Source organism: Roseobacter sp. FCG-D35 (assembly GCF_033436665.1).
Lineage (GTDB): Bacteria > Pseudomonadota > Alphaproteobacteria > Rhodobacterales > Rhodobacteraceae > JAWQFO01.
Map to the genome: position 1 here is coordinate 284445 of NZ_JAWQFO010000005.1, position 18281 is coordinate 302725.

20 protein-coding genes and 1 tRNA gene are annotated in these 18281 nt (G+C 63.7%); 13 read left to right on the forward strand and 8 right to left on the reverse strand.

The window, feature by feature from the left end; translation table 11 throughout:
• The first annotated feature begins 13 nt into the window (after positions 1–13).
• Positions 14–448: a copper chaperone PCu(A)C gene (locus tag R5H30_RS14115; RefSeq protein ID WP_318329099.1), complete on the forward strand. Its 435-nt coding sequence runs from the start codon at positions 14–16 to the stop codon at positions 446–448.
• Here the strand turns inward: R5H30_RS14115 and R5H30_RS14120 are convergent.
• The 3 genes from R5H30_RS14120 to R5H30_RS14130 all read right to left on the reverse strand — a co-directional run bounded on the left by R5H30_RS14120 (position 445) and on the right by R5H30_RS14130 (position 3142).
• Entirely contained in the window at positions 445–1143 is a 699-nt protein-coding gene (locus tag R5H30_RS14120) for an NAD-dependent deacylase (protein WP_318329100.1), read from the reverse strand. The two genes, R5H30_RS14115 and R5H30_RS14120, sit on opposite strands and share 4 nt — an antisense overlap.
• Before the next feature lie 2 nt (positions 1144–1145).
• Complete coding sequence (locus R5H30_RS14125) at positions 1146–2108, reverse strand: LysR family transcriptional regulator (RefSeq protein WP_318329102.1); 963 nt, start codon at positions 2106–2108, stop codon at positions 1146–1148.
• A gap of 104 nt (positions 2109–2212) precedes the next feature.
• Entirely contained in the window at positions 2213–3142 is a 930-nt protein-coding gene (locus R5H30_RS14130) for a hypothetical protein (protein WP_318329103.1), read from the reverse strand.
• Positions 3143–3363: 221 nt separating this feature from the next.
• On the opposite strand from R5H30_RS14130, the gene R5H30_RS14135 reads away from it, so the two are divergent.
• The 5 genes from R5H30_RS14135 (at position 3364) to R5H30_RS14155 (ending at position 6378) form a co-directional block, all read left to right on the forward strand.
• The gene (locus R5H30_RS14135) at positions 3364–4239 is read left to right on the forward strand and encodes a carbon-nitrogen hydrolase family protein (RefSeq protein ID WP_318329104.1); all 876 of its coding nucleotides are present in this window, start codon (positions 3364–3366) and stop codon (positions 4237–4239) included.
• Between the two features lie 79 nt (positions 4240–4318).
• Complete coding sequence (infA, locus tag R5H30_RS14140; protein ID WP_007792573.1) at positions 4319–4537, forward strand: translation initiation factor IF-1; 219 nt, start codon at positions 4319–4321, stop codon at positions 4535–4537.
• Between the two features lie 46 nt (positions 4538–4583).
• Positions 4584–5162: a Maf family protein gene (locus R5H30_RS14145; RefSeq protein WP_318329105.1), complete on the forward strand. Its 579-nt coding sequence runs from the start codon at positions 4584–4586 to the stop codon at positions 5160–5162.
• Positions 5159–6181 (forward strand): ribonuclease E/G, encoded by a 1023-nt coding sequence (locus tag R5H30_RS14150; RefSeq protein WP_318329106.1) that lies wholly within the window; start codon positions 5159–5161, stop codon positions 6179–6181. The genes R5H30_RS14145 and R5H30_RS14150 overlap by 4 nt, the downstream gene beginning before the upstream one ends.
• The gene (locus tag R5H30_RS14155; protein WP_318329107.1) at positions 6178–6378 is read left to right on the forward strand and encodes a DNA gyrase inhibitor YacG; all 201 of its coding nucleotides are present in this window, start codon (positions 6178–6180) and stop codon (positions 6376–6378) included. The genes R5H30_RS14150 and R5H30_RS14155 overlap by 4 nt, the downstream gene beginning before the upstream one ends.
• Before the next feature lie 14 nt (positions 6379–6392).
• On the opposite strand, the gene R5H30_RS14160 is transcribed toward R5H30_RS14155, so the two are convergent.
• The 4 genes from R5H30_RS14160 to R5H30_RS14175 are packed head-to-tail and all read right to left on the reverse strand — an operon-like array spanning position 6393 to position 10345.
• Positions 6393–7124: a proteasome-type protease gene (locus tag R5H30_RS14160; protein WP_318329108.1), complete on the reverse strand. Its 732-nt coding sequence runs from the start codon at positions 7122–7124 to the stop codon at positions 6393–6395.
• Positions 7125–7169: 45 nt separating this feature from the next.
• Positions 7170–7967 carry a transglutaminase family protein gene (locus R5H30_RS14165; protein ID WP_318329109.1) on the reverse strand — a complete coding sequence of 266 codons (798 nt, stop codon included), beginning with the start codon at positions 7965–7967 and terminating at the stop codon, positions 7170–7172.
• A gap of 7 nt (positions 7968–7974) precedes the next feature.
• Positions 7975–8916, reverse strand: coding sequence for an alpha-E domain-containing protein (locus R5H30_RS14170; RefSeq protein WP_318329111.1), 942 nt, complete (start codon positions 8914–8916; stop codon positions 7975–7977).
• Position 8917: 1 nt separating this feature from the next.
• A complete protein-coding gene (locus R5H30_RS14175) occupies positions 8918–10345 on the reverse strand; it encodes a circularly permuted type 2 ATP-grasp protein (RefSeq protein ID WP_318329112.1) in 1428 nt (475 codons plus the stop codon).
• Positions 10346–10665: 320 nt separating this feature from the next.
• Here R5H30_RS14175 and R5H30_RS14180 point away from each other — a divergent pair.
• The 7 genes from R5H30_RS14180 (at position 10666) to R5H30_RS14210 (ending at position 16880) form a co-directional block, all read left to right on the forward strand.
• A tRNA-Phe gene (locus R5H30_RS14180) sits at positions 10666–10740 on the forward strand.
• Between the two features lie 146 nt (positions 10741–10886).
• A complete protein-coding gene (locus R5H30_RS14185) occupies positions 10887–12083 on the forward strand; it encodes a tyrosine-type recombinase/integrase (protein ID WP_318329113.1) in 1197 nt (398 codons plus the stop codon).
• Positions 12080–12838, forward strand: a complete 759-nt coding sequence (locus R5H30_RS14190) for a hypothetical protein (protein ID WP_318329114.1) — start codon at positions 12080–12082, stop codon at positions 12836–12838. Before R5H30_RS14185 ends, R5H30_RS14190 begins: the two co-directional genes overlap by 4 nt.
• A 107-nt stretch (positions 12839–12945) precedes the next feature.
• A complete protein-coding gene (locus R5H30_RS14195) occupies positions 12946–13191 on the forward strand; it encodes a helix-turn-helix transcriptional regulator (RefSeq protein WP_318329115.1) in 246 nt (81 codons plus the stop codon).
• Between the two features lie 14 nt (positions 13192–13205).
• Positions 13206–13520 carry a hypothetical protein gene (locus tag R5H30_RS14200; RefSeq protein ID WP_318329116.1) on the forward strand — a complete coding sequence of 105 codons (315 nt, stop codon included), beginning with the start codon at positions 13206–13208 and terminating at the stop codon, positions 13518–13520.
• 229 nt (positions 13521–13749) lie between these two features.
• Positions 13750–16527 carry a virulence-associated E family protein gene (locus tag R5H30_RS14205; RefSeq protein WP_318329117.1) on the forward strand — a complete coding sequence of 926 codons (2778 nt, stop codon included), beginning with the start codon at positions 13750–13752 and terminating at the stop codon, positions 16525–16527.
• Positions 16524–16880 (forward strand): hypothetical protein, encoded by a 357-nt coding sequence (locus R5H30_RS14210; protein WP_318329118.1) that lies wholly within the window; start codon positions 16524–16526, stop codon positions 16878–16880. The genes R5H30_RS14205 and R5H30_RS14210 overlap by 4 nt, the downstream gene beginning before the upstream one ends.
• Before the next feature lie 1093 nt (positions 16881–17973).
• On the opposite strand, the gene R5H30_RS14215 is transcribed toward R5H30_RS14210, so the two are convergent.
• Positions 17974–18231 carry a hypothetical protein gene (locus R5H30_RS14215; RefSeq protein WP_318329119.1) on the reverse strand — a complete coding sequence of 86 codons (258 nt, stop codon included), beginning with the start codon at positions 18229–18231 and terminating at the stop codon, positions 17974–17976.
• Between the last annotated feature and the right edge of the window lie 50 nt (positions 18232–18281).

Genomic DNA, 18281 nt, shown 5'->3' on the forward strand with positions numbered 1-18281 from the left:
TACAGGTGATCCGATGCAATTCCTCAAACCCTTCCTGATTTCGACCGCACTCTGCCTTCCGGCGGGCCTGGCACAGGCGGACATTGTCGTGAGCGACGCCTATGCACGCAGCTCGCGGCCCGATGCGCCGGTCGGGGCGGTCTTCATGGTGATCGAGAACGGGTCGGAGACCGCGGACCGGCTGATCGCGGCCCAGACCAGCGCGTCGATGCGTGCCGAACTGCACACCCATGTGCAGAACGCCGACGGGGTCATGTCGATGGTCGAGGTCGAGGACGGAATCGTGATCCCGGCCGGTGGCGCACACACGCTCGAGCGCGGCGGGGATCACGTCATGCTGATGGGCCTGACCGAACCGCTGGTGGATGGCGCCAGCATCAGCGTCACGCTGAGCTTCGAGATGGCCGGCGACGTCACCGTCGAGGTTCCGGTCGATCTCGACCGCTAGGCGGTTCGGCTGAGAACTTCGTCGACCCAGGCCGGAAGGGTTCCGGTTGCGGGGCCGAGGCGTACATCCTCGAAGAGATCGCCGACGAGAGAACGTTCGAGATTGAACTCGATCGTACGCGCGCCCATGCGGCGCGCCTCCGCGACGAACCCCGCGGCGGGATAGACGTTCCCCGACGTGCCAACAGAGGCAAAGATCTCGCAGCTTGCCAGGTGATCGAAGATCTCGTCCATCTGGTAGGGCATCTCGCCGAACCAGACGATGTCGGGCCGTGCCGTGCCGCGCCGGCAGGACGGGCAGGGATCGCCCGGAGCCATGACCATCGGCGCCGGCCAGCGGTGATCGCAGGCATGGCAGAGCGCGCCCGAGAGCGCCCCATGCATGTGGATGAGGTTCCGCGTTCCCGCCCGCTCGTGCAGGTCGTCGACGTTTTGCGTGACGACGATCACCTCGTCCGGGTGGTAGGTTTCGAGCCGGGCCAGCGCTTCGTGACCGGCATTGGGTTCCGCCGCCGCCGATTGCGCACGTCGGGCATTGTAGAAATCGACCACCAGTTTCGGATCCCGCGCGAACCCTTCGGGGGTCGCCACATCCTCGACCCGGTGCTGTGCCCATAGCCCGTCCTCGGCCCGGAACGTCCCGAGCCCGCTTTCGGCGGAAATGCCAGCGCCCGTCAGGATCACGATTTTGCCCAAGCTTAGCCCTCCAGAACCTTCAGCTCGCCCGCCAGACGGGGAAGTCGGGCCAGCGCCGGGTCCACCATATGCGACTGGATCAGCCCGCGCATCGTTCGGGCGATCGTATCCGCGACCTCGCCCGTCCGGTCGGCGCCGGCAAAGAGCGAGATCTGCCGCGAGAATCCTCCGGACGGCAGAGGATGCGCCTCCATCTGGTCGTGGAATCGTGCCGCGCGCATGTAGCCCAAAGGCGTCGTGATCGCCCAGCCGATGCCGCGCGCCACCATCGCCATGAGTGCCAGGTGGCTGCCGATCTCGAAACGGTCGGGCAGAACGATCTTCTCGCGCGCGAGATGCGCCTCGATCTGGCGGCTGATGAGCTGTTCGCGTTCATAGCGCAGGAAGGGCAGCCCGGCGGGATCGCGCATCGTCTCTTCGGTCACGACCGCGCTGCGGGGAACCACGAGGATGAAGGGATCGCGTGCGAGCGGGTATTCGAGTACGCCGTCGATCACCTGGCCGGTGCTGGCCGAAATCGCGAGATGCAGGCGCTGCTCGTCCATCGCCGCGAGAAGCTCGTTGCTGGAGGCCGTGATCATCTTGAAGCGGCAACGCGACATGCTGTCGGCGAGGATCGTGGCAAGGCGCGGGGTCAGGTTGTCGTCGAAATCGTCGATGATCCCGATGCTGAGCGCACTGAGATGCGCAAGATCGACGACCGTGAGCTCGGTCTGCGCAAGGCGCAGCTGCGACAGGGCGGCCTTTGCGCGTACGAGAAAGCCTTCTCCCGCCGGCGTCAGGCTCATCGGGCGACGTGCGTGATCCACGAGGTCGGTGCCGAGCGCCTGTTCGAGATTGCGCAGCTGCTGGGACACGGCCGGTTGCGACAGCCCAGTCCGCGCCGAAGCCTGTGCGACCGATCCCGATGAGGCGAGCGCCTCGAACACCTCGAGGCCGCGCAGCGTGACGCCCTTGGTGAGCATGGCACTCCCGTCAACTCATTTCGACAAATCGAACAGTCACCGGGATACCGGCAGGTTTCAAGGGGTCCGTCCGCCGCCTCCTTCCGGTTTTTGAAAGATGCCGATCACGTCCGGTTGCGCCTGCGCAGAAAACCGAGCAACCCGACACCGGCCGCCAGCAGCGGCAGCGACAGCGGACCCGGAACGGCCTGGGGTGTCATCGGATCTCGAAAATTTCTCAGATCGACAAGGCTGAGGTCTCCGTCGAAGGCGGAAAAAACCGCGTTCTGGACCGTGCCGTAGCTCTGGACCGAGCCGAAATCGAGATCGAAGCTGCTGACGTTCGCATATTTCAGGATCACCGCGCCGGTGGCGTCGCTTTCGGAGAAATTCTTGTTCGGCCCGCGGAAGGTGATCACATCGCCCTCCTGCTCGGCCGTCAGTGCCTGCGGCGTGTTGCCCAGCTGGTAGCTTTGCAGGCCGTCGGACACGAATGCCCGGAAAAATTCCGACTGGTCCGACCATCCGCCCTTGGCGCGCGATTCGCCGTCGACGTCATAGATGGCGAAGTTCAGTTCCGACACCTCGATGGCATTGGAAAAAGTCCCGGACTGGGCGCCGGTGCCGTCGAAGAACTCGAAACCGAGCCTCACGCCGTTCTCGGTCGAATTGATTCCATTGCCGTAGTAGAAGATGCCCAGATCGCCGCCGTCGCGTGTGCCGGACGGGCGGTAGTCGGGAATGAACCCCGGATCGCCGTGCCGACCCGAGTTTCCGACCTCTCCGAAATCGGTTTCCGCCTTGACGGTCGCCACGATGCGAGCGTCCACGGTGCGGCCACTGTCGGTGGCGACGTTGGTGAATTTCGCGGTCGTGCTGCGTGCAACGTCCGACCGCCCGATGACCGTGTAGCCGGTGGCGCGGCCAACGAGATCCTCGAAGTTCAGCGGCACAGCCGAAGCGGTGGTTCCGGATCCGACGATCACTGCGGCGCTGACAAGTCCGGCCACGGTATGGCGGATGCGGCGGCGGGGGCTGGGACGGGAAACTTTCATCTGTGAAACCTCGCAAACACTGAAACACCGGGCATCTTTTACGCGATGCAGGGCGGTCGGCGCGCGGGCCCGGGCGGCTAGTGGAGGGAAACTCCGGGCTATCCCCCCACTCGAACGGATAGGTTCAGGCTGGTTCGGGCTATGGTCCCGCGCGTGCGCGGGTTGCATCGCGGCCCGGGCAAAGGCATGACACGCGCACATCGAAGACCCCGGAGACGCCTATGAAGATCGCTGCCGCCGCCTACCCGCTGGATTTCCTGGAAACCTGGGAGCAGTACGCGGAAAAGCTGACAAGCTGGGTGGCCGAGGCGGCGCAGGAGGGCGCCGAGCTGCTGGTGTTCCCCGAATACGGCGCGATGGAGCTTGCGACGCTCGCAGGTGCCGACGTGGCGCGCGATCTCGAAGCGTCGCTGCACGCGGTGTCGGACCGGCTCGACGCGGCGGACGACTTGCATGCGCGGCTGGCCCGCGAGCATGGCGTCCACATCCTCGCGGCCTCGGGTCCCGCTGCGACCGAGACCCGGCCCGTGAACCGCGCGCGCTTTTTCGCACCGTCGGGACAGAGCGGTGTTCAGGACAAGCAGATCATGACCATGTTCGAACGTGACGACTGGAAGGTGATCGGGGGCGGTCCGCTCAGGGTCTTCGACACGGCGCTGGGCCGGATTGGCGTGCTGATCTGCTATGATTGCGAATACCCGCTGCTGGCCCGGGCCCTGAAGGACTGCGACATCATCCTCGTGCCGTCCTGCACCGAGGCGCTGGCCGGCTATTGGCGCGTGCGCATCGGCGCGATGGCCCGGGCGCTCGAGGCGCAATGCGTGACCGTGATGTCCTCGACCGTTGGCGAGGCGCGCTGGTCCGAGGCGGTTGATGTCACGGTCGGCGCGGGTGGCATCTTTGGACCGCCCGACACCGGCTTTCCGTCGGACGGTGTTCTGGCGGTGGGACCCATTGGCAAACCGGGCTGGACCTACGCCGAGGTCGATCTGGACGCAGTGGCGGCCGTGCGCAAAAGTGGCGTGGTGCGCAACCGTGCTCACTGGGACGAACAATCGGGATGCGACGGAACGCCCGAGCACGTCACCCTGCGTTGATTGCCCTTGAAAAGCGCGCGGTTTGAGCGCATTTAAGCGTGCGCGTCCGATCGGCGGGCGCGGCATGCAAGGAGACACCATGGCCAAGGAAGACATTCTCGAATTCCCCGGCGTCGTGAAGGAACTCCTGCCGAATGCGACATTCCGGGTCGAGCTCGAGAACGGCCATGAGATCATCGCGCATACGGCGGGCAAGATGCGCAAGAACCGCATCCGCGTTCTGGCGGGCGACCGGGTCCAGGTCGAAATGACCCCCTATGACCTGACCAAGGGCCGGATCAACTACCGGTTCAAGTGACAGTCGCCGGGCCCGCGCGGCCTGGCCTTTGCGGCGGAGCTGGCAGATGAAGTTCATTCTCGGCTCGGGTTCGCCGCGGCGCAGGGATCTGCTGGCGCAGATCGGCGTGATCCCTGACGCGATCCAAGCTCCGGACATCGACGAAACCCCCGAAAAAGGCGAACTGCCCCGGCCATACTGCGCGCGCATGGCGCGCGAGAAGGCGGCGGCGGTTGCGGCCGGGGATGATGATATCGTGCTCTGTGCCGATACCACGGTGGCGCTTGGCCGTCGCATCCTGGGCAAGCCTGCCGATGCGGATGAGGCGCGGGCTTTCCTGCGCCTGATGTCGGGCCGGCGTCACCGGGTGATCACGGCGGTCGCAGTCAAGCGTGGTGCGCAAGTCTGGGAACGCGATGTCGTCAGCACGGTGCGCATGAAACGGATCACCGAGGAAGAGCTTTCGGCCTACATCGCCAGCGGGGACTGGCAGGGCAAGGCCGGGGCCTACGGCATCCAGGGCCCGGCCGGCGCCTTCATCCCGTGGATCTCGGGGTCGTTCACCGCCATTGTCGGCCTGCCGCTGGCGGAAACCGCGGCCATCTTGCAATCCGCGGGTTGGCCCTTGTGGAAGGTGGCGGCATGAAGGGGCGCAGCATCGTTCTGGATCATCTTGGCGCGCGCGAGGCGGCCGCGTTGATCGTCGACGGCGAGCTTGACGACCTGCTGGTCGAGGCCGACGCGCCGCGTCCCGGTACGGTCTACCGCGCGGTCGCTGACAAGCCGGTCAAAGGACAGGGCGGCATGTTCTTCCGCACGCCGGACGGCTCGGCCTTTCTGCGGCAGGTCAAAGGATTGAAACCTGGGCAGGAAGTTCTGGTGCAGGTCACGGGCTACGCCGAGCCGGGCAAGGCCATTCCGGTCACCGACCGGCTGCTGTTCAAGAGCCGTTATGCCATCGTCACGCCGGAGGCGCCCGGGCGCAACCTGTCGCGCCAGATCCGCGATGATGCCGAACGCGACCGGCTTCTGGAGATTGCCGACGAGGTGCTGCAGGACGAACCCTACGGGCTGATCCTCCGGTCGAGCTGCGAGGCGGCGGATGCCGACGCCATCGCCGAGGACATCGCCGCGATGATGGACCTTGCCGCGAAGGTCATGACGGACGAGGGCCGCGGCCCGGAAACCTTGGCCGAAGGCGACGGCCCGCATGTTCTGGCATGGCGCGACTGGACCGCCCCCGCTGACGTGGTGACGGAGCCCGGCGGCTTCGAAAGCCACGGCGTGCTCGACACGCTCGACGAACTGCGCGGGTCCGAGGTCCGGCTGGGGGGCGGTGCCTCGATGTTCGTGGAGCCGACCCGGGCGCTGGTCGCGATCGACGTGAACACGGGATCGGATGCTTCGCTGGCGGCGGGGATCAAGGCCAACATGGCCTGCGCGAAACTGCTGCCGCGCGCGTTGCGGCTGCGCGGGCTCGGTGGGCAGATCGTGCTCGACCTCGCGCCGATGCCGAAGAAAGACCGCCGGACCTTCGAAAGCGCGCTGCGTGCCGCCTTTCGTCGCGATGAGATCGAGACCAACCTCGTCGGCTGGACGCCGCTGGGGCATTACGAATTGCAACGAAAGCGCGCGCGTGCGCCGCTGTCGGCACTCCTGCCATGAGCTGCCCGATCTGCGGCAAGCCCGGGAACCGCAAGCTGCGGCCGTTCTGCAGCAAGCGCTGTGCCGATGTCGACCTCGCCAAGTGGCTCGACGGCAGCTACGCGGTGCCATCGCAGAACCCGGATGATGCCGACGAGGTCGAGGCCGCGATGGAGGCGGCGCTGGATCCCAGGCGCAGCGATCCCGGCGACGCCTGACACTCTGCCGGGGTTCAGATCCGGAAGGTCGGCAGCTGGTCGAAGGCCGCTTTCAGCGCGTCACCCCAGCCTGACGAGATGCTGCGATAGACCGGGTCATCCTCTTCGATCCGGCGTTCGGCGTGCGGCGCGAAGCGGTCGTTTTCGCAGACCATGAGATCGAAGGGCGGCCCGACCGACAAGTTGGCACGGACGGTCGAATCGAACGAGACCAGCAGCAGTTTCACGGCCTCCTCGAACGGCATGTCCGGATCGTAGGCCCGCACGAGGATGGGCTTGCCGTATTTCGCTTCGCCGATCTGAAAGAACGGTGTCTCCTCGGTCACCTCGATGAAGTTGCCTTCGGGGTAGATCAGGAACATCGTCGGCGGGCCACCCTTGATCTGTCCGCCGACGATCACCGTGGCCTGGAAAGCCGCATCGCCGGTCTGACCCGTCGTCGCAGAGCCCGCGATCACCTCCTTCAGGATCGACCCGACCATGCGCGCGACCTGGAACATCGACTGCGCGTGCAGGATCTCGGGATCGCGGTTGTCCGCGCTGCGGTCGCGCTGCTCGATCAGCCCGACCAGCGCCTGTGTCGTGGCGAGGTTGCCGGCGGTCATCAGCGTGATGAGACGTTCGCCCGGCACGGTCCAGCTGAACATCTTTCGGGTCTTCGAAAAGTTGTCGACACCGGCGTTGGTGCGGGTGTCCGACATGAAGACAAGACCCTGATTAAGGCGCAGGCCGACGCAATAGGTCATCGAATCAATCCCGGAAAACGGCGCGTTGTCGGCGCCTCGCCTGCATTACTGCTGTACTTGAACGGAGACAATCATCGATTCCTCGGCATCGCCCAGCCTGAGACCGGAAATCGGCGCCGCCTCGCGGTAATCGAGACCCGAGGCGATCCGGACGTATCGTTCGTCCGGGCTGATGCCGTTGGAAATGTCGAACCCGACCCAGCCCAGCCCGTCGACATGGGCTTCGGCCCAGGCATGGCTTGCGTCCTGATCGACGCGGTCGTCCATCATCAGGTAACCGCTGACATACCGCGCCGGGCAGCCGGCGGCGCGGGCGGCTGCCACGAAAATCTGCGCGTGATCCTGGCAGACCCCGCTGCCGCCCGCGAGCGCGGCTTCGGCCGTGGTTGCCGCGTAGGTGTCGCCGATCTTGTAAGGCACGGCGGCGAGGATCGCGGCGGAGAGCCCGTGCAGCGCTCCCAGAAGATCCGGACTTCCCCGAACATCTTCCGCCAGCGCCGCGACGCGGTCCCCGGGTTCGGTCAGCGGTGTCGTTTTGAGGAAGTACCACAACGGTGCCGCCCCGGTGGCCTGTCCCAGAACGCCCGAGGTGTCATGTGTCTCGACCTGCCCCGCGGCGTTGATGGCAACGCCGGTGCCGCCGGGGGTGACCGACAGCAGGTGAACCCGGGTCTGGTGATGATCGCTATACGAGGTCTCGACCTTGCCACCTTCGACCGTGATGTCCCAGGACAGGACCCGCTGCTGCGGCGTCGTCGGCGGCGTCAGGCGCACCTGCTGAAGCGCGTAGTCCACGGGCCTGTCATAGGCGTAGCGCGTCGTGTGGCTGATATGGAGAAGCATCCTGTCCCTACCCGTTGAACCTGTAGTCGGCTTCGATCTGCGAGCCGAGCGCGTTGTTGTCCCGAATGAAGCCGGTGATAAACGCGTGCAGGCCCTGGTCGAAGACATCACGGATGCCGAGCGCCTTGAGCCGGCGGCGCATGTCCTCGGCCATGTCGTGACAGGCGTGGCGTTGTCCGTATTCGGCCTCGAGGTAGCCGAGATTTTCCATCACCTGCTTGGCGCAGAACGCCAGCGAACGCGGCAGGCGCTTGTCGAAGATCAGGAACTCGGCGATCGCTGTCGCCGTCATGTCCTGTTCGTCGAGCCAGCGGAACGAGCGATGCGCGGAGACAGACCGCAAGATCATTTCCCACTGCACGTTGTCGAGCGAGGACCCGACCGAACTCGCCGTCGGCAACAGCGTGTAGTACTTCACGTCGATGATGCGCGCCGTGTTGTCGGCGCGCTCGATGAAGGTGCCGAGCCGCGAGAAATCGTAGATGTCGTTGCGCAGCATCGTACCGTAGAGCGTGCCGCGCACCAGTGCGCTCTGCTGACGGATCACGGAAAGCGTCGCCGGCAGCTCGACCTGCGTCACCGGTTCGCGCAGCAAGTCCTGCATCGCCATCCAGCTTTCGTTGACCGCCTCCCAGACCTCGCGGGTCAGCGCCGTGCGCACCAGCCGCGCGTTGTCGCGCGCGGCCTTGGTCACCGAGATGACGCTCGACGGGTTGTCGGCGTCGCGCAGCAGGTAGTCGATGACATGGCTGTCGACATAGGCGTCGTACTTGGCCGAGTATCCGGCCTTTGCACCGGCCGTCGTCACGACGGATTCCCATTCGGAGCTGGAACTGGTCGACCGTGTCAGCGCCATCCGCGACCCGGCTTCCATAAGACGGGCGAGGTTCTCACCGCGCTCGAGGAACCGGAACATCCAGTAGAGGCCGCCTGCCGTTTTTCCCAGCATGTCAGTCCTCCAGCACCCATGTGTCCTTGGTCCCGCCGCCTTGGCTTGAATTGACGACCAGCGAGCCTTCGGTCAGGGCCACGCGTGTCAGCCCGCCCGGCGTGATCCTCACGCCCTCTGGCGATACCAGTACGTAAGGGCGCAGGTCGACATGGCGCGGCGCCAGCCCCCTGTCGACGAAGATCGGCACCGTCGACAGCGACAGCGTCGGCTGGGCGATGTAATTCGCCGGCCGCGCCTCGAGCTTCTTGCGGAAGGCCGTGATTTCCTTCTTCGAGGCGGCAGGGCCCACGAGCATCCCGTAGCCGCCCGATCCGTGCACCTCTTTCACGACCAGCTTGTCGAGGTTGTCGAGCACGTACTTCAGGGTCTCGGGTTCGGCGCAGCGATGGGTCTCGACGTTGCGCAGGATCGCCTTCTCGCCGGTGTAGAACTCCACGATGTCGGGCATGTAGGAATAGATCGCCTTGTCGTCGGCAATCCCCGCCCCCGGCGCGTTGGCGAGCGTGATGCCGCCCGCGCGATAGACATCCATGATCCCGGGCACGCCCAGCATGCTGTCGGGATTGAACGACATCGGGTCGAGAAAATCGTCGTCGATGCGCCGGTAGAGCACGTCGATGACCTTGTACCCCTGCGTCGTGCGCATGGCGATGCGCCCGTCGACCACCCGCAGGTCATGGCCTTCGACCAGTTCCGCACCCATCTGGTCGGCGAGAAAGGAATGCTCGAAATAGGCCGAGTTGAAGATGCCCGGCGTCAGCACCGCGACTGTCGGCTTGCCGTCGCAGGCTGCGGGCGCACAGGCCGCGAGCGACCGGCGCAGGTTCTTGGGGTAGTCCGAGACCGGTTGCACGCGGATCTTCGAGAAAAGCTCGGGAAACATTTGCAGCATCGTCTCGCGGTTCTCCAGCATGTAGGAGACGCCTGAGGGCGTGCGGGCATTGTCCTCGAGCACGAAGAAATCGTTTTCGCCGGTGCGCACGATGTCGGTGCCGACGATATGGGTGTAGACGTCGCCCGGTGGGCGGAACCCGATCATCTGCGGCAGGAAGGCCGCGTTATCGGACACGAGCTGCTGCGGGATGCGTCCGGCGCGCAGGATTTCCTGCCGGTTGTAGATGTCGAGCAGGAAGGCGTTGATCGCGCGCACCCGCTGTTCGATACCCCGCGACAGGCGCGACCACTCTCGGTGCGACAGGATGCGCGGAACCAGATCGAACGGGATCAGCCGTTCCTGCGCCTCGGCCTGGCCGTAGACGTTGAAGGTGATGCCGGTGCGCCGGAAGAACGCCTCGGCCTCACGCGCCTTGGCGTCGAGTCGCGCCGCGTCCTGCTGGCCGAACCAATCACTGTAGGCGTCGTAAGGCGCCCGAACCGACCCGTCCGACCGCTTCATCTCGTTGTAGAACTGGGGAGTGCTGGACATTCCAACAGCATATCCGCAGCCGCGCGCCAAACAACCATTTGTCCGCGGCTGTCGAGATCAGCCGTCGCCGGGTCGGGAAATGACCGGATTTTGTGCGATTGGCACGGATCGGCACTGACACGCCTGCGATCTTGGTCATCGCGCTGTCCGCCGCGGCCCGTGTCCCGCTCACCATGTGCGAGGCCCATCGTTTCCACCCTGATCCGCGACCGGGTCGACCTTCGCCTGTTCACGCCGAAAACCGGGCATAATCCCTCTGGACACTCTCCCCCCGACCTCCTAAAACCCGCTCACCCAGCCGCCGCCAAGGTGGCGCCCGTGCCCGGGTAGCTCAGGGGTAGAGCAGTGGATTGAAAATCCTCGTGTCGGTGGTTCGATTCCGCCCCCGGGCACCACTTCAAAGTCCAGCAACGTGCAGGAACGTCCAAGTGATTGTAATCCTTGGATTCCGAGTCCAGTGGTGTCCAGCCAAAACCCGTGACAGCCGCGAAAGTAGGGGGTATATTGCAGGGTACCGTTAATTCGATTCCGGTTTTTGCCAGTGCCCCTTTCCGATGTCGCCATCCGCAACCTCAAGTCCCGCGAGAAGCCCTACAAGGCAAGCGACTCGCACGGGCTATACCTGCTGGTAAACCCAACGGGATCAAGGCTTTGGCGCTTCAAGTACCGGTTCAACGGGAAAGAGAAACTGCTGGCGCTGGGCAGCTACCCGCTCGTAGGTCTCAAGCTCGCACGGGAAAAGCGCGACGATGCGCGTCTTTTGCTCGTCGAGGGGTATGATCCCGCGGCCGAACGCAAGCGCAGGAAACGGCAAGAGTTCCTCGAAAAAGGTATCTCGTTTTCCGACTTGGCCAAGGAGTACCTCGACAAGCTGAAACGCGAGGGTCGAGCCCCGCAGACCCTCAAGAAACTGGAGTGGATCGTGTCGCTGGCCGAGGCGCGCCTCGGCGACATGGAAGTGAAGGAGATCGAGACTCAGGACATCCTCGCCTGCCTCCGGGTTGTCGAGGCCGAGGGCAAGTTCGAAACCGCGGGTCGGCTTCGTTCGACCATCGGCGCGATCCTGCGCTACGCGATTGCCACGGGGCGGGCCACGACGGACCCGACGCAGGCCCTGAAGGGTGCGTTGATCAGCCCACGGAAGAAGCACCGCTCAGCCCTGACGGACAAGCGCGAGATCGGGGAAATGATGCTGGCCATCGACGGCTATTCCGGGGAGCCGAAAACGGCGATTGCCCTGCAACTCCTCGCTCTCCTCGCGCAGCGCCCCGGCGAATTGCGTCTCGCCTGCTGGGACGAATTCGACCTCGACGAGGCCACGTGGCGGATCCCGGCAGAGCGCATGAAGATGCGGCGCCCGCACCGCGTCCCGCTACCGAGCCAAGCGGTCGCGTGGTTGCGCGAGCTGGAACGGTTCCGGCAAAAGAGCGACCTGCTGTTCCCGTCGACGCGCAACTGGAAGAAGCCGGTGTCTGAGAACACCTTCAACCAGGCCATTCGGCGCATGGGCTTCGACAAGGACAAGGTCACGGCGCACGGGTTCCGGGCGACGTTCTCGACGCTGGCCAACGAGTCCGGCAAGTGGAACCCCGACGCGATCGAACGGGCCCTTGCCCACGTCGAAGGTAACGACGTGCGCCGGGCCTACGCGCGGGGCGAGCACTGGGACGAGCGTGTGGAGATGGCACAATGGTGGGCGGACGAACTGGACCTCTACCGCGAACAGGTCAAGCCGTGACATCCGGGACCGGAAAAAGCGAGGACGGTTTTCCACGGCAGTCGGGCGTGTCGTTCGAGGCTGTTTCGCGGATCGTTGATGCGACCGGCGTTCCCTTGAAAGACAGCGTTCAACTCGATGGTTTGCGCGCGGCGCTCGATCGTCTCTTGAACGAGGTCACAGTTCTCTCCTTGTCTCGCGATCCGCGGGGCGCGCGCCGGGAACTCGAACGGTTGAAGCGCGCGTTCGAAACTTACCAAGATCTTGCCGACCAGCTGCCCGCGTTTGCTCTTTTCCCACCGAAACCGCCGGCAGAATGGCGGGCTGCGGTGACGCTGTGGATCAAGAACACGGATGCGGAGTTGAGGTCGATGAAAGGCCAAACCCGTTCGAACGCCTTGGCAGAGTTTTACCCGCGCGCAATTGGTTTATTCGCAGCAGCTTTCGCGGCAGAGATCACGGTATGGCACGACGCGAAAGATAAGAGCGCCCCGATCGTCAAGTTCGCGGAAGCCGTGATCATAGTCGCGCGGGATTCCGCTGATATCGAGGCATCGGCGGGCCGGGCCCGGGTGAAAGCGGGCGGACTGCAGAACCCGTGGATCGTCCGGGAGCGCGATGCTATTCGCGTCGGGCTTCGTAAGGCGCTAGGGCATATGCCCGGCAGTGGACCGGGCCCACTGGGCAAACAGGGTTACGCGGGGCCCTCGCAACCGTCATGGGCATCGCACCGTCAATTGTTCACTGTTATGCTTGATCTCGAGGAAGCCGGTTAGGGAAAACCTCGCTTCCGTTCTGACTCCAGCTTTTCCTAAACTGTTGAAAGTTCTCCACGTACGTCCGTGGGCAGTCGAAACTGTCTAAAGAAGAATGGAGACGATCAATGAATATCCAGACGAATTCCGAAGCACCGTGGAAAGACTGTTCGCCGGGTGGACGCTTGCTGCGGCCGGAAGAGGTGTTCGAACGTACTGGCCTCAGCCGTTCGCAGGTCTACGCAATGATCGCGGACGGAGCGTTCCCGCCTTTCCTGAAGCTCTCCACGCGTGCAGCGGCTTTGCCCGAAACGTGGTTGGAGTGTTTCATCAACGACCGGGCGCAAGCCGCTTTGACAACTGTTGCGCAGTAGCGGGAGGTAAAACGATGGAAATGGAAACAGCGGAAGAATTGCCTTTGGTTTGCGATTGCCTTGCGGACGAGTGCTTGATGGAAAACGTAATCTACGTATTGAAGGTCGCGCGCCTCGAGCATTTTTTGGTATCGGGGCTCGATCTCGACGCGGCCCGCGAGTTGTCGGAACTCGAGGCGACCAAGCGCAGGGAAGCTTTCCAATCAGGGGCGTATTTTCGCTCGGTACTTGGTGGTCTGGCGTATTCGCAGAGCAAGAATGAATTTTCGCTTGAACTCGAACTGAGCGCCCCCGCAGGAACTGAGGTGCCGAGTTCTGCGGCGACCTAGTCGGCAATACGACTACAAAGCTGCACTGCATACCGGGCACAAAAATAGTGATCATACCCAAAACAAAGTGGCAGTTGCCTAGTTTGTTCGCAGGATCGTGATGCGTAGGCAGATCGCCACATAGGCGAAATTTTGGCCACCTGATCGTCCTCAAGAATAAGTACCCGCTTCACCAAACCCGTTGCGTCTTTCGCTTGGGGCTTGGCGAAGCTTTACAAGGAGAACGCCGGTGTCGGATGACCTTAAAGAGATCAGCTTCAGCCTCGGCTCAGGCGACAACCTTGGGCGTTCTCGTAACACCACAGAAACATTCAAGAAATTCAAGGACCGCTTCCGCGAACCGCACGTCACCCCGGAGAAGTATCGGGAGTATAAAGCGGCCTCGGACAAGCGTCAGCGCACCCTAAAAGGCTCTGCCGGATGGATGATGCGCGGCCCGGTCGAGAAGGGCAAGAACCGCAACCGCAACTCGATCCTGCCCTCCCAGATCATCACCCTCGACATCGACTACGCGACCCCCGAGTTCGTTGAACTGCTCAAGGGCGGCGACATCCTCCGGGGCTATGAGATGATAGCCCACAGCACCCGTTCCCACACTCCCGAGAACCCGAGGCTGCGGCTTATCATCTTCCTCGCCGGGAAGGTCAGCCGCGACCGCTATCAGGCTGCCAGCCGGATCACGGCCCAGCTTGCCGACCCCAACATGGAATGGGTCGATAAGGTCTCGTTCCGGCCTGCTCAAATGATGTATATGCCGACTGTCTCGAAGGACATGGAGAAGCATTACATCTACTACGAGCAGAGCGGCGATCTGCTCGATCACGAAGAGATCATCGAGACGTGGGAGATGACCAACGGGTCGGCCTCCGACATCGGCAATCTGCCCCGCGCACAGGGCGAGGACGAACTGCGTCAGGCTGCCGAGAAGGCAGAGGACCCTCTTTCCAAGAGCGGCCCGGTCGGCGACTTCTGCCGCGCCTACACCATCACCGAACTGGTGACAGGGAAGGACGGAGAGCCCGGCATCCTCGCCGATGTCTACGAGCCGGTCGAGTGGGCGCAGGGCGCGATCTCCCGGATGACCTATCTCGGCGGCACCACCTCGAACGGGGCCGTGGTCTACGATGATCTCTTCGTCTACTCGCACCACGGCTCGGACCCGGTGCAGGAGCAGCTTGTCAACGCCTACGATCTGGTCCGGCTGCATCTCTTCGGAAACGAGGACAAGGACGCCGAATCGGATACCCCGGTCTCGAAGCTGCCGTCCTCCAAGGCCATGATCGACTTCCTCCGGTCGGACGCTCACTACAAGGTCGCGCAGGCCGAGAGCCGCTACGATCTCGACGCCATGCTGACCGACGATGATGTCGAGTATCAGGCCGACGACGAAGAGATCGACGAGGACGAGGAAGCCGAGATCGACGACCTGCTCGGTGCGCCATCCGAGAGCGTCGGCAAGCAGCGTGTCGGGAGGCACCACCGCAGGCGGCAGGCCGAGAAGCCTCCGTCGAAGTGGATTGCCAAGGAACTGACCCTGACCGATGACGGCCTGATCCGGGCCACGACCCACAACATCGGCACGATCTGCATGAACGATCCCCGGCTCTGGCGGAAGATCGCTTACAACGAGTTCTCCGACGATGTGGTCATCACCGACGACATCAAGACCAAGACCAAGCTGATCCCGGACTTCAAGTGCAAGGACAGGGTGAACGGCGACCGCTGGCAGGACTACCACGAGACCGTGATCCGGGCGATCATCTCGGCCCCGACCTCGAAGGGCGGCTACGAACTGGAAGTGGCGATGGATAAGGTCCGGCAGGGCGTCGAACTGGCGGCGCGGACGAATCAGTTCCACCCTGTCCGGGAGTTCCTGCTGCAATGCAACGAGGATCATCCCGAGGACGAAGAGGACATCGACACGATCCTGATCGACTACTTCGGGGCCGAGGACAACGCCTACACCCGGCAGATTTCCCGGTTGATGATGATCGCCTCGGTCGCGCGGGTGTTCGAGCCCGGCTGCAAGTTCGACTTCGCTCTGATCCTCGAAGGCGATCAGGGTATCGGGAAGTCCACAGGCATCAAGCGCCTCTATGGAGAGCATTACTTCGGCGAGATCGACGCGAACCTGAGTAACCGCCAAGAGATCGCGGAGCAGACAGGCGGCATGTGGTGCGGGGAACTCCCGGAACTGTCCTCGCTGCACAAGGGCGAGGCGAACGACATCAAGGCGTTCATGTCGCGGCAGCATGACGATGTTCGGAAGTCCTACGGTCGGGCACCAACAGAACTTCCCCGCCAGTTCGTCCTCTGGGGCACGACCAACGATACCAAGTATCTCCGCGACACGACCGGAGGTCGCCGCTTCTGGCCTTGCCCCTGTGACAGTTCCTATGTGGACACGGTGGGCATCATGCGGGCTCGCACCCGCCTCTGGGCGCTCGCCTACCGGGCCTACGTCGAGATGCGAGAGAAGGCGGGCAACGCCCCCGATCTGCCGCTCTTTGTCACCGGGAAGGCCGCAGAGATCGCCAAGACCCTGCAAGAGCGCGCCCGGAAGCGTGAGCCGTGGGAGAACTGGCTGGAACAGGTCGAGGACTGGATCGACGACCAGATGCCGCTGCAATCCTTCGTGGCCCTCAACGACATCGACGAGAAGCACATGCTCGACGAGACCTACAAGGGCGTCAGCCTCGAATCCACGGTCTGCCGGGTGGCCTTCCACCAGCAAGAGGCGTTCCGGGAGGCTTTCGGCTTGCATGGAAACGTCCCCAGCAACGCCCAGACCGATCAGTTCTGGGAGCGCGTCACGACTGCCCTCACGGCAAAGGGGTGGGAGTATGGGCGCATCCGTATTGGCGGGAGGCAGCGCACATGGCTGATCCGGCCCGACGCTACTCTCGACGAAAGAGCGCGCGGTTTCCGCGTATGCGAACCGGCGCAGGCCCACGAATCCGGGTCCACCCAAGTTGCCGATGATAACGATGGAGAGGCACTGCTATGAAGATACTATCTGTTGACGAATGTGCCGAGGGGGTGACGGTCGAAAAGGCCGAGTTCGATCCCTTGTCCCTCGACATGCTGCCCTACGGTGTCTGGACGACTGCGGGCGGAACGGAAGTGATGTTCAACCGGGGATACCAAGGCGTCTGGATCAGGGACGAGAAGAAGCGCAACCCCCGCATGATCTTGAAGCCCAAGCACATGAGCGAGATCGCGAGGACTTCTTACACCGAGAGGTATTTCCGGGATGACGGTCAGCACAACCCGCGCCATGATCGGGCCGCTCAGAGGCGTTGCAGGGAGATCATCGCGACTTTCATCACGGGCAAATCCATCAAGGGATACCTGATCTGAGGAATCCCCACACAGGTAAAGATTACCCACACAGGTAAAGCGGCTCTCTCAGGGGGCCGCTTTTTTCGTTCTGGGGCTGAGTAGGGATCAGAGACCCCTGCTCACCCTCAAACCCCTTATTTATATGGCTTGAGCGGGGGTGAGTAGCTGAGTAGGCCCAAACCAACTTCGCGGACGCCAAAGTGCCAGATTCCCCACAGAGCCGATTTTGGGGGCAAATCGACGGGAATCCGCCATTTTTCTCGGATTCTCAGATTCCTATTGTTTTATACCTTTACCCCTGCTCACCCTACTCAGTGCGATATAACCTCTTGAAAAAAGGCCAAAAAAGCTGAGTAAGGGGGGTTACTCACCCCTGCTCACCCCTTCTCAACCCCCAGAACGGAAAAAATGCTTCTCGGATTACCCACACAGGTAAAAAATTACCCACACAGGGGATTTAAGTAAGCAATGCTGACATTTCCTAAAAACTCTGAGGAACCGGGGCTCCGCGCACCCCCCGGACGCTCCCCAGCGTGGGGAAGGACCCGAGCGCCCCTGCACAGGGGGCAACCCACAGGGGGCACAGCACCACAGGCCCCCATGATCGCAGCCCCCCAGCACCACAGGGGCACAGCACCACAGGGGCACAGCACCACAGACGCACAGGCACAGCCCGGCCCCTCTGCACCACAGGCCCCAGCACCACAGCCCCCCCGGCACCACAGCCCCCAGCCTGCCCCAGCACAGCACAGCCCCAGCACAGCCCGGCCCCAGAGATCACGGCAGAGGATTGCCCCAGAGGCCCGGCCCCCTGCCTGCCCCCTGCCATGCCGTGCGACACAGGCCCCCCGCACCACAGACCCCCAGCCCGTGCGGCCCGGCCTGCCTGCCCCCTCTGCACAGGCCCGGCCCGGAAGCCCGGACTTCAGGATCTTCGCCAGCGTCAGCCCCGGCGGCTGGCGACCCTCGAGGATGGCGCGTTGCAGAGCAGGGGCGAGGAAGGCCAGGCGGATCAGGCGGCGGCGATGCGGTGCACCGGGGGCCGCAGCGCGTATCGGAGCGCCACTTGGGTCGAAATCCAGCATGGCATCCGCCTCGCGGAGAGCCCGGATCAGGGCCGGATCGGGACGCCGCCCGTCGGATGATCCGGCGGCGTTTTGGTCTGCGCTGAATAGCTGAGGGCTGACGCGGGGAGAGTCAGTCGCATGTGATCCGGGTCGGCGGGATCGGTCTCGGCCGCTTCGCCCTGTGCGAGATTGCAGCGGAGACCGCGTAGATGCGCGATCGGCAGGGCCACGTCCAGCCTGTCGGCTTGGATCTCCAGCCGCAGGATCAGGTCGAGCGGCTGGGAAGGCGGTTTGGAACGCAATGCAGACAGCCTGCGCCAGAGCGAATACCCTACTGAGATTCTACTGCTCC

What these genes read in the sequence shown, in the direction of transcription:
- R5H30_RS14200 (WP_318329116.1), top strand. Translation starts at nt 13,206, where the DNA reads ATGGAAATGGAAACAGCGGAAGAATTGCCTTTGGTTTGCGATTGCCTT.
- R5H30_RS14195 (WP_318329115.1), top strand. Translation starts at nt 12,946, where the DNA reads ATGAATATCCAGACGAATTCCGAAGCACCGTGGAAAGACTGTTCGCCG.
- R5H30_RS14170 (WP_318329111.1), bottom strand. Translation starts at nt 8,916, where the DNA reads ATGCTGGGAAAAACGGCAGGCGGCCTCTACTGGATGTTCCGGTTCCTC.
- R5H30_RS14135 (WP_318329104.1), top strand. Translation starts at nt 3,364, where the DNA reads ATGAAGATCGCTGCCGCCGCCTACCCGCTGGATTTCCTGGAAACCTGG.
- R5H30_RS14210 (WP_318329118.1), top strand. Translation starts at nt 16,524, where the DNA reads ATGAAGATACTATCTGTTGACGAATGTGCCGAGGGGGTGACGGTCGAA.
- infA (WP_007792573.1), top strand. Translation starts at nt 4,319, where the DNA reads ATGGCCAAGGAAGACATTCTCGAATTCCCCGGCGTCGTGAAGGAACTC.
- R5H30_RS14145 (WP_318329105.1), top strand. Translation starts at nt 4,584, where the DNA reads ATGAAGTTCATTCTCGGCTCGGGTTCGCCGCGGCGCAGGGATCTGCTG.
- R5H30_RS14175 (WP_318329112.1), bottom strand. Translation starts at nt 10,345, where the DNA reads ATGTCCAGCACTCCCCAGTTCTACAACGAGATGAAGCGGTCGGACGGG.
- R5H30_RS14155 (WP_318329107.1), top strand. Translation starts at nt 6,178, where the DNA reads ATGAGCTGCCCGATCTGCGGCAAGCCCGGGAACCGCAAGCTGCGGCCG.
- R5H30_RS14125 (WP_318329102.1), bottom strand. Translation starts at nt 2,108, where the DNA reads ATGCTCACCAAGGGCGTCACGCTGCGCGGCCTCGAGGTGTTCGAGGCG.
- R5H30_RS14160 (WP_318329108.1), bottom strand. Translation starts at nt 7,124, where the DNA reads ATGACCTATTGCGTCGGCCTGCGCCTTAATCAGGGTCTTGTCTTCATG.
- R5H30_RS14150 (WP_318329106.1), top strand. Translation starts at nt 5,159, where the DNA reads ATGAAGGGGCGCAGCATCGTTCTGGATCATCTTGGCGCGCGCGAGGCG.
- R5H30_RS14165 (WP_318329109.1), bottom strand. Translation starts at nt 7,967, where the DNA reads ATGCTTCTCCATATCAGCCACACGACGCGCTACGCCTATGACAGGCCC.
- R5H30_RS14115 (WP_318329099.1), top strand. Translation starts at nt 14, where the DNA reads ATGCAATTCCTCAAACCCTTCCTGATTTCGACCGCACTCTGCCTTCCG.
- R5H30_RS14130 (WP_318329103.1), bottom strand. Translation starts at nt 3,142, where the DNA reads ATGAAAGTTTCCCGTCCCAGCCCCCGCCGCCGCATCCGCCATACCGTG.